A 14,000-nucleotide genomic window follows, 5' to 3' on the forward strand; every position below is an offset into this window, starting at 1 on the left:
TGGTGAAAAGTGGGGGAATGTGGTACATTGTATTTAGAAAGTGGGGGTAGTGGCATGTTCATGGGCGAATACCATCATAATGTTGATAATAAGGGTCGCTTGATCATCCCTGCCAAAGTCCGTGAGAATCTGGGTGAAGTTTTTGTCCTCACCCGTGGACTTGACCAGTGCTTATTTGGATACCCGCTTTCAGAGTGGTCAGTGATCGAGGAAAAACTGAAAGGTCTTCCGCTGACTAAAAAAGATGCCAGGGCATTTACCCGTTTTTTCTTTTCAGGCGCTACCGAGAGTGAAATTGACAAACAGGGGAGAGTCAATATCCCATCCCCGCTTATGCAATACGCAAAGCTTGATAAAGAGTGTGTCATCTTAGGAGTTTCCAATCGAATTGAAATATGGAGCAAATCAATCTGGGAGGATTATTTTGCAGAATCCGAGGAGTCATTTGCCGAAATTGCTGAAAATATGATTGGGTTTGATATTTAAGGGTAATACTATTCTGATATAATATTACCTGCTCCTCGATTGGAAAGGTGGAAAGAAATGTTCAAACATACAACAGTTTTACTGGAAGAAACAGTAGACGGTCTTAATATCAAGCCAGATGGTACATACGTGGATTGTACTCTCGGTGGTGCCGGCCATAGTGAATTGATCCTTTCGAAGCTATCCGGAGAAGGAAAGCTATATGCATTTGACCAGGATGATACCGCCATCGCGAATGCAAAAGAAAAATTGGCGGATTATAGTGACAAGCTAACCATCATCAAGAGCAATTTCCTCTATTTAAAAGAGGAGCTTGAAAATCACGGGGTAACTGAAGTGGATGGTATCCTTTATGACCTTGGAGTCTCATCGCCGCAGCTGGATACACCGGAACGCGGCTTCAGCTACCATCACGATGCCCCGCTTGATATGCGGATGGACAAGGACGCTGCCTTATCGGCATATGATGTCATCAATGAATGGCCATACGAAAAACTGGTCAAGATTTTTTTCAGATATGGGGAAGAGAAATTTTCGAAACAAATCGCCAGGAAGATTGAATCAGCAAGGATAGACAAACCAATTGAGACAACTGGGGAACTGGTTGAACTGATCAAGGATGCCATCCCTGCTCCAGCAAGAAGAAAAGGCGGCCATCCAGCAAAACGGATTTTTCAAGCAGTCCGGATTGCTGTTAACGACGAACTGGGTGTACTTGAAAAGTCGCTTGGCCAGGCGATTGATTTATTGGCTGTCGGAGGGCGCATCAGCGTCATCACATTCCATTCATTGGAAGACAGGATTTGCAAGGTTACATTTAAAAAAGCGAGCGAAACACCACCGCTTCCCCCAGGACTGCCGGTGATTCCAGAAGAATACCAGCCGAAACTGAAGCTGATCACGAGGAAACCGATCCTGCCATCGGATGAAGAACTGGAATTCAATAACAGGGCAAGATCGGCCAAATTACGCATCGCAGAAAAGATAAGAAAATAAACGAAAAATCTATCAGGAGGGAAAATGATGAGCAATCTGGCAAGAAAGCTGCAGCAGGAACAGCAGCGAACTGTACAGGCGCCGGCAAAAGAACCGGTAAGAAAAATGTCCTGGCTGACTCCGGGAGAAAAAGTGCTGATTTTCGCTTTCGGAGCAATGGTCTGTTTTGGTGGAACATTCCTTGTATCAAAGCAGGCGGCCATTTATGAAGTCAACAAAGAGATCCAGGTCATGGAAGGGGACATCCAGGAGCAGCAAAAGGTCATCAATGATCTTGAGGTCCAGGTCAGTGAACTGAGTACATATGAACGGATCAAAAAAGTAACGGAGAAGCTAGGGTTAACATTGAACGAAAACAATGTTAAGGGTGTTGAAAATTAAATGATAAAAAAACAACCCCATATGAATCTGGGAGCAGCGGTATTATTCGTAATATTCAGCCTGCTCTTTTTTATCTTGATTTTTAGGTTCGTGTCCATCCAGGTGACCGGAGAAGTCCATGGACAGGCACTCGCTGCAAAGGCCCAGAAAAAATATTCTGACACAAAGGTCATCGAGGCTGCAAGAGGGTCGATCTTTGATCGGAAAGGCGAAGTGGTTGCCGAGGATACCTCCTCTTACACACTTGTTGCGATTCTTGACAAGTCCGTCACAACCAATCCGAAGAAACCGCGCCATGTTGCCGACCCTGAACGGACAGCCAGCAAACTTTCGAAATATATAGATATGAGCGATTCGGAAATTTATGAGCAGCTTACGAAAGAAGGGCCTTTTCAGGTCGAATTCGGGAGAGCGGGGCGCAACATCTCACATCAAACAAAAAATGAAATAGAAGAATTGAAGCTTCCAGGCATTACTTTCTTGAAGGATTCAAAACGATTTTATCCAAACGGTGTCTTTTCATCCCACTTGGTCGGCTTTGTCGAGAGGAAGGAAAACGAGGAAGGGAAAGCAGTTTCAACCGGGAAACTGGGAATCGAAAAGATGCTAAATGACCAGTTGACTGGTAAAAATGGCTCTGTATCATTCAAGAAAGATTTCTGGGGTTTCCTCCTTCCTGACAGCGAGAAAAAAATCACGCCTGCGCATGATGGCGATGATGTCTACCTGACTATTGACAAAAAGATCCAGACATTCCTTGAAGATGCCATGGACCGGGTTGACAAGGAATACAAACCGAAAAAGATGGTTGCTGTAGTGGCGGATCCGAAAACAGGAGATATCCTTGCAATGTCCCAGCGGCCAACCTTCCATCCCATAACGAGGGATGGCCTTGAAAAAGGGTGGAGCAACGAAGTTGTCGAAACGCCGATCGAACCGGGATCGACAATGAAAATCTTCACGCTTGCCGCAGCAGTGGAAGAGAAACAGTTCAATCCGAATGAGACATATAAATCCGGTTCCTACAAAGTTACTGAAAAATCTAAACCAATCAGGGACCATAATGGCGGCCAAGGCTGGGGATCGATAACTTACCTGGAAGGAATCCAGCGTTCCTCCAATGTCGCTGTAGCAAAGCTTGTAAAAGAGAAAATAGGAACGGAAAAATTCAGGGATTATCTTACAAAATTTGGTTTCGATAAGCCTACCGGAATCGATCTTCCAAATGAAGGCTTAGGGAAAATCGTCTATAAATGGCCGATTGAAAAGATTACGACTTCATATGGGCAAGGTTCAACGGTAACGCCGATCCAGCTCGTTCAAGCGGCTACAGCTGTGGCCAATGACGGTAAAATGATGAAGCCACGGGTCATTGAAAAAATTGTCGACCGGAACACTGGAAAAGTCATCGAACAAAAGGAACCGCAATCCGCAGGGCAGCCGATATCAAAAGAAACAGCGAAAGAAGTAAGAGATGTGCTGGAAACGGTCATCACCTCGAAAAAGGGAACGGGAAAGTCATATGCGATTGAAGGCTATGACGTAGCCGGTAAGACCGGGACTGCCCAGCTTTCAGGCGCAAGCGGCGGATATCTAGACGGAGCTAATGATTACCTGTTTTCTTTCTTGGGAATGGCCCCAAAAGATGATCCTAAACTGATCGTTTATGTCGCAGTCCAGCAGCCGGATATCGACCATTACTATAAAGGGTCGATCCCGACTTCCATGATCTTTAAATCGGTGATGAAGAGCAGCTTGCAATATTTAAATATCAAGCCTGCTCTATCCGACAAAGCGGAATCCAGTCCGGTCCCTGATACAGAGGGAATGGCCGTCTCAGAAGCTAGTGAACTTTTAGAAACGAAGGGGTTCAGGCCGGTGATTATCGGGACAGGTGACAAAGTTGAAAACCACCTCCCGAAGGCTGGAACTGTGGCGCTCGAAGGTGAAAGAATCATCATTAAGGCTTCAGGCGAAAAAACGTATCCGGATCTGACAGGCTGGTCTTTGCGAGATGTAATGAAGCTTGCCCAGTTGACGGATATCAAACTGAATAAAGCGGGCAGCGGATATGTGACAAAGCAGAACATCAAGCCTGGAGCACTGATCAACGAAGGAGAGAACCTGATCGTTGAACTCCAGACACCGCTCCAGCAGTTCGAAGAATCACAGAAGCCTAAGGGAAATAAAGAAACAGAGGAAGTCGGCGGCTGACTTCCTCTGTTTTTCGTCCCAGGATTTATGAGTGTTTTATCACCAGGCCTGCTTTTAATCTTGTTGTTTTATGAATCCATTTCAAGTGAGACAACAAACACTTTTAAAAGATTGATTGGTTCGCAAGGCATGTGGGACTCTTCGAAAATGCTAAGGCAATTTCTTCATGCTTGGGGGAATTCACAGAAGTTCATTCAGTGTCCAGCGGGATCAGCGGTAAAGTTGGGACCCCGCAGGCGCTTTTGCGCCGAGGAGGCTCAACTCACGTCCCCCTGAAAGCGAGCAGCCTTTGAGACGTTATATAGGACAGCCTGCATCACTATTTAATCATTTTATGAGGATGCCAGATTCGACATCATCCATCTCTTGTTATATTCAAAATCGTACAAGCATATATTTGAACGAGTATTATGTACATGCTTCTAATTAAGGGATGAACATGACGAAGGGGAGGTCCGTTCAATATATGCGTGTTTCTAATGTTACCGTCAGAAAACGGCTAGCGCTTGTCCTGGTCGTTGGAATCCTGGTGTTCTTCATCATCGATGTCCGTCTTGGCTATGTGCAATTCATGCTTGGGGATTTTTTGACAGGCAAGGCGAAGGACTCATGGAGCAGGAATGTACCGTTTGAACCCCAGCGCGGGGAAATCGTTGACAGGAACGGGGTGGCACTTGCCACGAATATCAGCGCGCCGACTGTATATGTGGTGCCAAGACAGGTGGATGATCCTGACGCGACAGCATCAAAGCTGGCTGAAGCACTAGGTATGAAAAAAGAAAAAGCGTACCAGCATCTCACGAAAAAGGCAATGATTGAACGAATCCAGGAAGGGCGGAAGATTTCACATGAAAAAGCGAAAGAAATCCGCGCTCTCAATTTAAAGGGAGTTTACATCGCTGAGGATTCTAAACGCCATTACCCTTTCGGCAGCTATCTTTCCCATGTGCTTGGATTCGCAGGCATCGACAATCAGGGACTGATGGGACTTGAACTGTTCTATGACCGGCAATTAAAGGGAAAAAAAGGGTCGGTTCAATTCTACGCGGACGCCAAACAGCAACGGATGAACAATATGGCGGATGATTATCAGCCCCCCGTGGATGGTCTGGACCTGAAGCTGACAATTGATAGCAAAATCCAGACAATCATGGAACGAGAACTGGATATCGCTCAGGCAAAATATAACCCTGATGGCATCATAGCGATCGCGATGAACCCGAATAATGGGGAGATTCTCGCAATGTCAAGCAGGCCGGACTTTGACCCGGCGAATTTCCGGAATGTCGCACCTGAAATTTACAACCGCAATCTTCCCGTCTGGAGCACGTATGAACCAGGGTCCACCTTTAAGATTATCACCCTTGCTGCCGCCATCGAAGAAGGGAAAGTGAATCTTGAAAAGGAGCATTTCCATGATCCGGGTTTTGTCGAAGTGGCTGGCGCAAAGCTGCGCTGCTGGAAAAAAGGCGGCCATGGGAGCCAGACCTTCCTCGAAGTTGTGCAGAATTCATGCAACCCGGGGTTCGTTGAGCTTGGTGAAAGGCTGGGGAAGGAAAAGCTATTCAAGTATGTAAAAGACTTCGGTTTTGGACAGAAGACAGGAATCGACCTTCAGGGGGAAGGGAAAGGAATCTTATTCAATCTCGATCGAGTCGGACCTGTCGAGCAGGCAACGACAGCTTTCGGACAGGGCGTTTCCGTGACGCCGATCCAGCAGGTCGCGGCAGTGTCGGCGGCTGTCAATGGAGGGATCCTGTATACACCTTACATTGCGAAAGAGCTCATCGATCCTGTGACTGGAGAGGTTGTGATGAAGAAGTCACCGCAGGCGAAAAGAAGGGTAATATCAGAAGGAACCTCAAAGGAAATCAGGCATGCGTTGGAAAGCGTCGTAGCGCAAGGATCAGGAAAAAATGCATTTGTTGATTCCTATAGGGTCGGAGGAAAAACGGGCACAGCCCAAAAAGCGAAAGACGGAAGGTATCTGGAAAATAACCACATTGTTTCTTTCATTGGTTTCGCCCCTGCAGATGATCCACAAATCGTCATTTATGTAGCAGTTGATAATCCTAAAGGAACAGTCCAGTTCGGTGGTGTGGTTGCAGCTCCAATCGTCGGCCGTATCATGGAAGACAGCCTGCGCGCACTCGAAGTCAAGCCAAGGAAGGGCCAAATAGAAAAAGAAAGAACCTGGCTTGACACCCCGATGATCGAGGTCCCTGACTTAACCGGTATGACCAAGCAGGAGCTCCAGCAGCAACTGGTCAATTTGAGGCTTGATGTCGCCGGAGAAGGGAATAAGGTCGTCAAGCAGCTGCCATCGCCAGGAGTTAAGATAAAAGAGGGGGCAACCATCAGGGTTTACATGAACGATTAGCGACCCAAGAAAAGAGGCGGTAGGATGCGAGGATCCGCCGCCCGTTTTATTTGAAGGAAAAATGGAAAATAAGGATCATGAAACCGGATGCAATAATAACAGACTGCATCCGCTGCCAGGGAGGATCTACTGCCAGTGTTTGGGAAATTATCAGGAAGCCTCGTGGACCATCATAGTTTGCAAAGCCAAATGGAAAATGCTTTAACCGTTTGTCAGGAAGGACGGTAAAAAGGCTTGGACTTTTTTGCTCAACGATGGCTAATTTTAGCCTAATCATGTAAAATAAAAGTCGCCATGTTGTTTGAGAGGATTTGATAGTTATGGAATTACACGAACTGCTTAATTTTTTGCATCCGTTCGTGGATTACAAGGGGGAAAACCCTGAAATCACTTCAATAGAAAATGATAACCGTAAAGTGACTAAAGGAAGTTTATTCATATGTATTAAAGGCTATACAGTTGATGGCCATGATTTCGCCGCTTCAGCAGTACAACGGGGAGCAGCTGCTGTCCTCGCGGAGAGGGAACTTCCGCTCAATGTCCCAGTCATTGTCGTCAAGGATACCGTGAGGGCGATGGCAGTGCTGGCAGACGCTTTTTATGGGCAGCCAAGCCATAAGCTTCACATGATCGGCATCACTGGGACAAATGGGAAGACAACGACAAGCCACATCATCGAGAAGATCTTTACAGACGCTGGCCAGAAGACTGGCCTCATCGGCACGATGTACACAAAAATCGGGGAACAAATCTATGAGGTCAAGAATACGACGCCTGAGAGTCTTACTCTTCAAAAAACGTTCAAGCAGATGGTTGACGAGCAGGTGGAGACAGCTGTTATGGAGGTTTCCTCGCATGCGCTTGCCCATGGGCGAGTCCATGGAACGGATTATAATGTCGCTGTCTTCACCAATCTTACCCAGGACCATTTGGATTACCACAAAACGATGGAGGAATACCGGAAAGCGAAGGGTTTGCTTTTTTCACAGCTCGGGAACGCTTTTAACCATGATGAGCCGAAATTCGCAGTCCTGAACGCGGATGACTCAGCAAGCGAGGAATTCGCAACGATGACCACTGCGCATATCCTCAGCTATGGAATCGATAATCACGCCGACTTGCAGGCAACGAACATTTCAATGACGGCAAGCGGAACTTCCTTTGACTTAATAAGTCCATTTGGCGCTACCAGGGTTGATATCCAGCTCATTGGGAAATTCAGCATCTATAACGTACTGGCCAGCATTGGCGCTGGCCTTGCCTCTGGGATCGCCCTCGATGAGATCATCGCTTCCGTCCAAAGTGTCAAAGGTGTCCCTGGAAGGTTCGAGGTCGTCGATGCCGGGCAGGACTTTTCCGTCATCGTCGACTATGCCCACACTCCTGACAGTCTCGAAAATGTGCTTAAAACAGTCCAGCAGTTTGCGAAGAGGCGCGTTTTTGTTGTCGTTGGCTGCGGCGGAGACCGTGATCGGACAAAGCGTCCGCTCATGGCGAAGATTGCATGCGAATATTCGACAGATGCCATTTTCACTTCAGATAATCCTAGAAGCGAGGATCCTTCCCAAATCATCAAGGATATGGAAGAGGGAGTAGCGGGCAAGGACTATACCTCAATCCTTGACCGAAAAGAAGCAATCCACCATGCTGTAAGCCGGGCAAGCGAAGGTGATGTCATCCTGATTGCCGGGAAAGGGCATGAAACATATCAGCAAATCGGTGACAGGACGTTTGATTTTGACGACCGGCTCGTTGCGCGCGAGGCGATTGAGGAGAGGAAAGAATGCTGAAATACGAGGATGTATCGGGCATGTTTCCAAGGACTAAGGGAATCGTGGATCCTGCTATCCGTTTTCTGACCGTAAGCGGTTTTGCCAGTGTTCCGCAGCCAAAAGGGCTGTTTGTCCCTGTGTTTGAAAATTCGGGGACGTTGCAAGAGGCAATCGCCAATGGGGCGATTGCTTCGCTATGGTCTGAAAAAGAGCCGATCCCAAAGTATACACCGAATCATTTTCCAATATTTTTAACAGAAGATTTATTGAAAGGCATAGAGGATCTTATGAGAACATATACGGACTACTTATCACAGCAAGAAGAATTCACTGCAGCAACCAATTTCATTTTCCACAACAAACAGCTTCTTAATGAAAAAGAATCATCATATGATATAGCTGTAATGGCCGAAGGACTGAAACAATCCAACGCGGCCCGCAACAAGGCAGGTGAGGAATAAATGCTGGAGCAAGTTATCTTTTTTACAATATTAATGGGTTTTTTGATCACAGTTTTGCTTTCTCCGGTATTCATTCCTTTTTTGAGAAGGCTTAAGTTTGGCCAGAGCATCAGGGAAGAGGGGCCAGAGTCCCACCAAAAGAAATCAGGAACGCCGACAATGGGCGGAATCATGATTTTGCTGTCAATCACTATAACGACATTAGTAATGACCGGTAAGTTCTCCGAACCAACTGTGGAAACGTATTTGCTTCTTTTTGTAACGCTTGGCTTTGGCCTGCTTGGTTTCATGGATGATTTTATCAAGGTCGTCATGAAACGGAACCTTGGACTTACATCAAAGCAAAAACTTCTTGGCCAAATTATCATTTCTGTCATTTTTTATTTTATTTTCAAACAAAGTGACTTTTCGACCGAAATAGAAATTCCGCTTATCGATTATTCGATCGATCTTGGCTGGATGTATGTATTCTTTATCATTTTCTGGATGGTTGGATTCTCGAATGCTGTCAACCTGACGGACGGGCTCGACGGACTATTGTCCGGGACTGCCGCTATTGCCTTCGGTGCATTTGCAGTGCTTGCCTGGAACCAGTCACAATACGAACTTTCGATTTTTTCAGTAGCGGTTGTTGGGGCTGTTTTAGGGTTTCTTGTTTTCAATGCGTATCCTGCAAAGGTGTTCATGGGCGACACAGGATCCCTTGCCCTTGGAGGAGCGATTGCGACAATCGCGATCCTGGCGAAGCTTGAAATCATCCTTTTGATCATTGGCGGTATTTTCGTAATTGAAACTTTGTCCGTCATCCTGCAGGTCATTTCCTTCAAAACGACAGGAAAGCGGATTTTCCGGATGAGCCCGCTCCATCATCATTACGAGCTGATCGGCTGGTCCGAATGGCGCGTAGTCGTGACATTCTGGACTGTTGGGCTGCTGTTAGCAATTCTGGGAATCTATATTGAGGTGTGGGTATAAATGAAACAGATCACGACATATCAGCATAAGAAAATACTCGTGCTCGGGCTGGCGAAAAGTGGTGTGAGCGCCGCAGCCCTCCTACATAAACTTGGGGCGTTTGTGACAGTCAATGACAGCAAGCCCTTTTCCGAAAATCCTGAAGCGAGAGGGTTGCTTGAGCAAGGAATCAAGGTGGTTTGCGGGAGCCATCCGATCGAGCTGATGGATGAAGGGTTTGAACTAATTGTCAAAAACCCAGGGATTCCTTACTATAATCCGATGATCCAAAAGGCTGTTGAAAAAGGGATTCCTGTCATCACAGAAGTAGAGCTTGCATATCGGATTTCTGAAGCGCCGCTCGTGGGAATTACCGGAACGAATGGCAAGACAACAACGACAACCCTTATTTATGAGATGTTAAAAGCCAGCCGCAAGGATCCCCTCATTGCTGGAAACATCGGGACCGTCGCCACAAGCGTAGCCCAGGATGCAACGGCAGACAACACGATTGTCATTGAGCTTTCCTCATTCCAATTGATGGGGATTGATCAGTTCAAGCCACGGATCGCGATTATCCTTAATTTGTATGATGCCCATCTCGATTACCACGGAACAAAGGAAGAATATGTGGAAGCAAAAGCGCGGATCACGATGAACCAGACCGAAGAGGATTACTTGATCGTCAATGCCGATCAGGAAGAGGTAATGGAAATTGCCCGGCACTCCCGTGCGACCATCATCCCGTTCTCAACTAAGGATGTCCTGGAAAAGGGGGCTTTCATTAAAGAAGGCTGGGTCGTCTTCAATGGAGAGAAAGTGATTGAAATAAAGGATATTGTCCTTCCAGGAAAACATAATCTTGAAAACATCCTGTCCGCTGTGGCGGCGAGCATCCTTTCAGGTGCTGATCATTCAGCGATCAGGCAAGTGCTGACTACTTTCGCTGGCGTACGCCACAGGCTGCAATATGTTGGTGCTATCCAGGGGCGTAAATTCTATAATGACTCGAAGGCGACCAACATCCTGGCTACGGAAAACGCGCTTGCTGCATTCGAAGATCCAGTGATTTTGCTTGCCGGAGGATTGGACAGAGGCAATTCCTTCGATGAGCTAATCCCTTCACTCAAGAATGTGAAGGCACTGGTTACATTCGGCCAAACCGCCGAAAAAGTTGGACAGGCCGGCAAGGAAGCAGGAATAAAAACGATTTTGCGGGTCGATAATGTTGAAAAGGCCGTTCCCGTGGCATTTCAACATTCACTGCCAGGAGATGTGATTTTGCTGTCACCAGCATGTGCGAGCTGGGACCAATACAAAACTTTTGAAGTCAGGGGAGACATGTTTATAGAGGCCGTGCATAAGCTTAAGTAAGGGCTTGTCTCGACCGTATGACTCAGCCTGCCTTGGGGCAATCTTCAAAAGGCTGGATGGGGAGCGGCGTATGAGCCCTATATCATACAGCCGAGGTGTTTTGCATTGCCAACGAAAAAAACGACTCCAGACATGATTTTGCTCCTTGCCACTTTTATGCTGCTGGCAGCAGGCTTGATTATGGTATACAGTGCAAGTGCTGTTTGGGCAGATTATAAGTTCGATGATTCCTTCTTTTTTGCCAAACGGCAGATGCTTTTCGCCGGAGCGGGCATTGCAGCGATGTTCTTCATCATGAATGTCGATTACTGGACTTGGCGCACTTGGGCGAAAGTCTTGGTCATTATATGCTTCGTCCTGCTGATCCTTGTCCTCATTCCTGGTATAGGAAATGTCCGCAACGGATCAAGAAGCTGGATTGGTGTCGGTGCATTTTCGATCCAGCCTTCGGAATTCATGAAGCTCGCCATGATTGCCTTTCTTGCAAAGTTCCTGTCAGAGAGGCAGAAGGTTGTGACTTCATTCAAAAAAGGACTTGTTCCTTCTTTGGGCCTCGTCTTCACCGCTTTCGGCCTTATCATGCTCCAGCCTGATCTCGGTACAGGAACAGTTATGGTCGGAACCTCGGTCGTCATGATTTTTATTGCTGGTGCAAGAATCAGCCACTTTGTCGGCCTCGGCCTTCTCGGCGCTGCGGGCTTCGCAGGGCTGATCATCTCTGCGCCATATCGGATGAAAAGGATCACTTCATTCCTTGATCCATGGCAGGATCCTCTTGGCAGCGGATTCCAGATGATCCAATCCCTTTATGCCATCGGACCCGGTGGTCTTTTTGGCCTCGGTCTTGGACAGAGCAGGCAGAAATTCTTTTATTTGCCAGAACCGCAAACAGATTTCATCTTTGCAATCCTGGCGGAAGAGCTCGGTTTCATTGGAGGTTCCTTCATTCTTCTTTTGTTCTCTTTGCTTCTTTGGCGGGGAATCAGGATCGCCCTTGGAGCACCAGACCTTTTCGGCACCTTCCTTGCTGCTGGAATCATTGCGATGATCGCGATACAGGTAATGATCAACATCGGCGTTGTGACAGGTTTGATGCCGGTGACCGGAATCACCCTTCCGTTCTTAAGCTATGGCGGCTCGTCGCTCACGCTAATGCTGATGGCAGTAGGAGTGTTACTCAATATCAGCCGACATTCCAGATACTGAATGAAAGACCCTGGGAACAGGGTCTTTTGTTACGTGCACTCCCATGTATCCTTCCCCTTGCGAGTTGGTGCAGGCCGAACCAGAATAAGTGCCGGAAAGCTCAATAGCTGACAGGAAGGCATGGAAGAATAAATTGTCTAGCCACTCCTATGTTCAGTCAAAAGAATCACCATCCTCAATAGCCAAGGAGAGTTCTGTCAGAAAGGGATTAAACGAGGTAAAATGGGGAGTAGAGATGAACTTAGTCGAGATTCTTGATCCAACGCAGTCGTGCCATCTTATGGATAAGCAAAAAGCGTCAAGTCAATCGGGTTTCAAGGGATATATGGCCATTTTCAAAGAAATTGATGAGGCTTATGCTTGACGTATTCAATCCCGATTGCTCAAAAGACGGCAATTACCATCGAAGAGGCAAGCTTAGCACTATTTGTTTGTAAAATGTCTCAATGGAAAACATAGATATCATCATAGTTATCATGCTATATTACATTTGAATGACATTCTCTTTAAAATTCGTTCAATAGTTTAGATTATAGTAGAATAGGGTAAAACCGGGAAGTGCCTTTTATAGGTCCGGCAGATGGCCTTAGAAAAACAGGGAAGATTTATTTGAGGTGTAGAAAATGAAGATTGCAGTTAGCGGAGGCGGTACGGGGGGGCATATTTACCCGGCGCTCGCACTCATCAGGGAAATAAAAAGAATGCATGATGATGTGGAATTTCTCTATATTGGAACTGAAAAAGGGCTAGAAGGCAAATTGGTCCCGAGGGAAAACATACCTTTCAAAACTATACATATAACGGGATTCAAACGAAAACTCTCCTTGGAAAATGTAAAAACGATCCTGCGTTTCCTGAAAGGTGTAAAAGACAGCAGGAAAATGCTGAGGGAGTTCAAACCGGATGTTGTCATTGGAACCGGAGGCTATGTATGCGGGCCAGTTGTATATGCAGCTGCAAAAATGAGCATTCCAACGATTATCCATGAACAAAACAGCATACCAGGGCTCACGAATAAATTCCTGAGCCGTTATGTCGATAAGATTGCGATTTGCTTTGAAGAAGCGAAGGCTTTTTTTCCCGCACAAAAGGTTGTGCTTACCGGGAACCCAAGGGCATCAGAAGTTCTTGGACAGGATGGCATTAAAGGCAGGCTGTCATCAGGCCTGAAATTGAAGGTGCCTTCCGTATTGGTTTTCGGGGGAAGCAGGGGAGCAAGGCCAATCAATGAAGCAGTTGTGAAAAGCTTGGCGGAATTGAGCGGAAAACCCTACCAGGTTCTTTATGTCACTGGGGATGTCCATTTCGAAGATGTCAAGAAAGAAGTTGAATTGGTAGGCAATCCTGACAATGTGATCATTAAACCGTTCATCCATAATATGCCAGAGGTTTTGGCTGGCATTGACCTGACTGTTGCACGGGCAGGGGCGACAACCCTGGCGGAATTGACTTCCCTTGGCATTCCAAGCATCCTGATCCCAAGCCCTTACGTGACAAATAACCATCAAGAAAAAAACGCCAGGGCATTAAGCGACCATGGAGCTGCAAGGCTGCTCCTTGAGAAGGACTTGACAGGTCCGAAGCTGGTTGAGAACATTGACCAGATTCTTGGCAATGAAGAAAAGTTGGCCGAAATGAGGAAAGCTGCCAAAAAACTTGGCATTCCTGACGCGGCAGCAAGACTGTACAGCGTGATTGAAGAATTGGCTAAAAGGTAGCCGGCAGGCATGGAAATGCATAATATGCTTTAAATGGATCTGGCGTGAAAAGGGAGGT

General features: G+C 46.7%; 11 protein-coding genes. All 11 read left to right on the top strand.

Annotated elements, in window-relative coordinates:
• The first annotated feature begins 54 nt into the window (after positions 1–54).
• The 11 genes from mraZ to murG all read left to right on the top strand — a co-directional run bounded on the left by mraZ (position 55) and on the right by murG (position 13,942).
• Positions 55–486 (top strand): division/cell wall cluster transcriptional repressor MraZ, encoded by a 432-nt coding sequence (mraZ, locus tag JJQ88_RS00250; RefSeq protein ID WP_210363724.1) that lies wholly within the window; start codon positions 55–57, stop codon positions 484–486.
• 57 nt (positions 487–543) lie between these two features.
• Positions 544–1,482, top strand: a complete 939-nt coding sequence (rsmH, locus tag JJQ88_RS00255; RefSeq protein ID WP_210363725.1) for a 16S rRNA (cytosine(1402)-N(4))-methyltransferase RsmH — start codon at positions 544–546, stop codon at positions 1,480–1,482.
• Between the two features lie 27 nt (positions 1,483–1,509).
• Complete coding sequence (ftsL, locus tag JJQ88_RS00260) at positions 1,510–1,863, top strand: cell division protein FtsL (protein ID WP_210363726.1); 354 nt, start codon at positions 1,510–1,512, stop codon at positions 1,861–1,863.
• Complete coding sequence (locus JJQ88_RS00265; RefSeq protein WP_210363727.1) at positions 1,864–4,077, top strand: penicillin-binding protein; 2,214 nt, start codon at positions 1,864–1,866, stop codon at positions 4,075–4,077.
• Between the two features lie 466 nt (positions 4,078–4,543).
• Positions 4,544–6,457, top strand: coding sequence for a stage V sporulation protein D (locus JJQ88_RS00270; protein WP_210363728.1), 1,914 nt, complete (start codon positions 4,544–4,546; stop codon positions 6,455–6,457).
• 320 nt (positions 6,458–6,777) lie between these two features.
• Entirely contained in the window at positions 6,778–8,247 is a 1,470-nt protein-coding gene (locus JJQ88_RS00275; protein WP_210363729.1) for a UDP-N-acetylmuramoyl-L-alanyl-D-glutamate--2,6-diaminopimelate ligase, read from the top strand.
• Positions 8,241–8,690, top strand: a complete 450-nt coding sequence (locus JJQ88_RS00280; RefSeq protein ID WP_210363730.1) for a hypothetical protein — start codon at positions 8,241–8,243, stop codon at positions 8,688–8,690. Before JJQ88_RS00275 ends, JJQ88_RS00280 begins: the two co-directional genes overlap by 7 nt.
• Positions 8,691–9,665: a phospho-N-acetylmuramoyl-pentapeptide-transferase gene (mraY, locus tag JJQ88_RS00285; protein ID WP_210363731.1), complete on the top strand. Its 975-nt coding sequence runs from the start codon at positions 8,691–8,693 to the stop codon at positions 9,663–9,665.
• Positions 9,666–11,018 (top strand): UDP-N-acetylmuramoyl-L-alanine--D-glutamate ligase, encoded by a 1,353-nt coding sequence (murD, locus tag JJQ88_RS00290; RefSeq protein WP_210363732.1) that lies wholly within the window; start codon positions 9,666–9,668, stop codon positions 11,016–11,018. It begins immediately after the preceding gene.
• Between the two features lie 105 nt (positions 11,019–11,123).
• The gene (spoVE, locus tag JJQ88_RS00295) at positions 11,124–12,224 is read left to right on the top strand and encodes a stage V sporulation protein E (protein WP_210363733.1); all 1,101 of its coding nucleotides are present in this window, start codon (positions 11,124–11,126) and stop codon (positions 12,222–12,224) included.
• A gap of 623 nt (positions 12,225–12,847) precedes the next feature.
• Entirely contained in the window at positions 12,848–13,942 is a 1,095-nt protein-coding gene (gene murG, locus JJQ88_RS00300; RefSeq protein WP_210363734.1) for an undecaprenyldiphospho-muramoylpentapeptide beta-N-acetylglucosaminyltransferase, read from the top strand.
• The last annotated feature ends 58 nt before the right edge of the window (positions 13,943–14,000 follow it).

The organism is Bacillus sp. REN3, assembly GCF_017912555.1.
In the GTDB taxonomy this organism is placed as follows: domain Bacteria; phylum Bacillota; class Bacilli; order Bacillales; family Cytobacillaceae; genus Mesobacillus.

Coding starts and splice junctions, on each gene's coding strand:
- JJQ88_RS00275 (WP_210363729.1), top strand. CDS start 6,778: ATGGAATTACACGAACTGCTTAATTTTTTGCATCCGTTCGTGGATTAC.
- rsmH (WP_210363725.1), top strand. CDS start 544: ATGTTCAAACATACAACAGTTTTACTGGAAGAAACAGTAGACGGTCTT.
- JJQ88_RS00270 (WP_210363728.1), top strand. CDS start 4,544: ATGCGTGTTTCTAATGTTACCGTCAGAAAACGGCTAGCGCTTGTCCTG.
- murD (WP_210363732.1), top strand. CDS start 9,666: ATGAAACAGATCACGACATATCAGCATAAGAAAATACTCGTGCTCGGG.
- murG (WP_210363734.1), top strand. CDS start 12,848: ATGAAGATTGCAGTTAGCGGAGGCGGTACGGGGGGGCATATTTACCCG.
- JJQ88_RS00280 (WP_210363730.1), top strand. CDS start 8,241: ATGCTGAAATACGAGGATGTATCGGGCATGTTTCCAAGGACTAAGGGA.
- ftsL (WP_210363726.1), top strand. CDS start 1,510: ATGAGCAATCTGGCAAGAAAGCTGCAGCAGGAACAGCAGCGAACTGTA.
- JJQ88_RS00265 (WP_210363727.1), top strand. CDS start 1,864: ATGATAAAAAAACAACCCCATATGAATCTGGGAGCAGCGGTATTATTC.
- mraY (WP_210363731.1), top strand. CDS start 8,691: ATGCTGGAGCAAGTTATCTTTTTTACAATATTAATGGGTTTTTTGATC.
- mraZ (WP_210363724.1), top strand. CDS start 55: ATGTTCATGGGCGAATACCATCATAATGTTGATAATAAGGGTCGCTTG.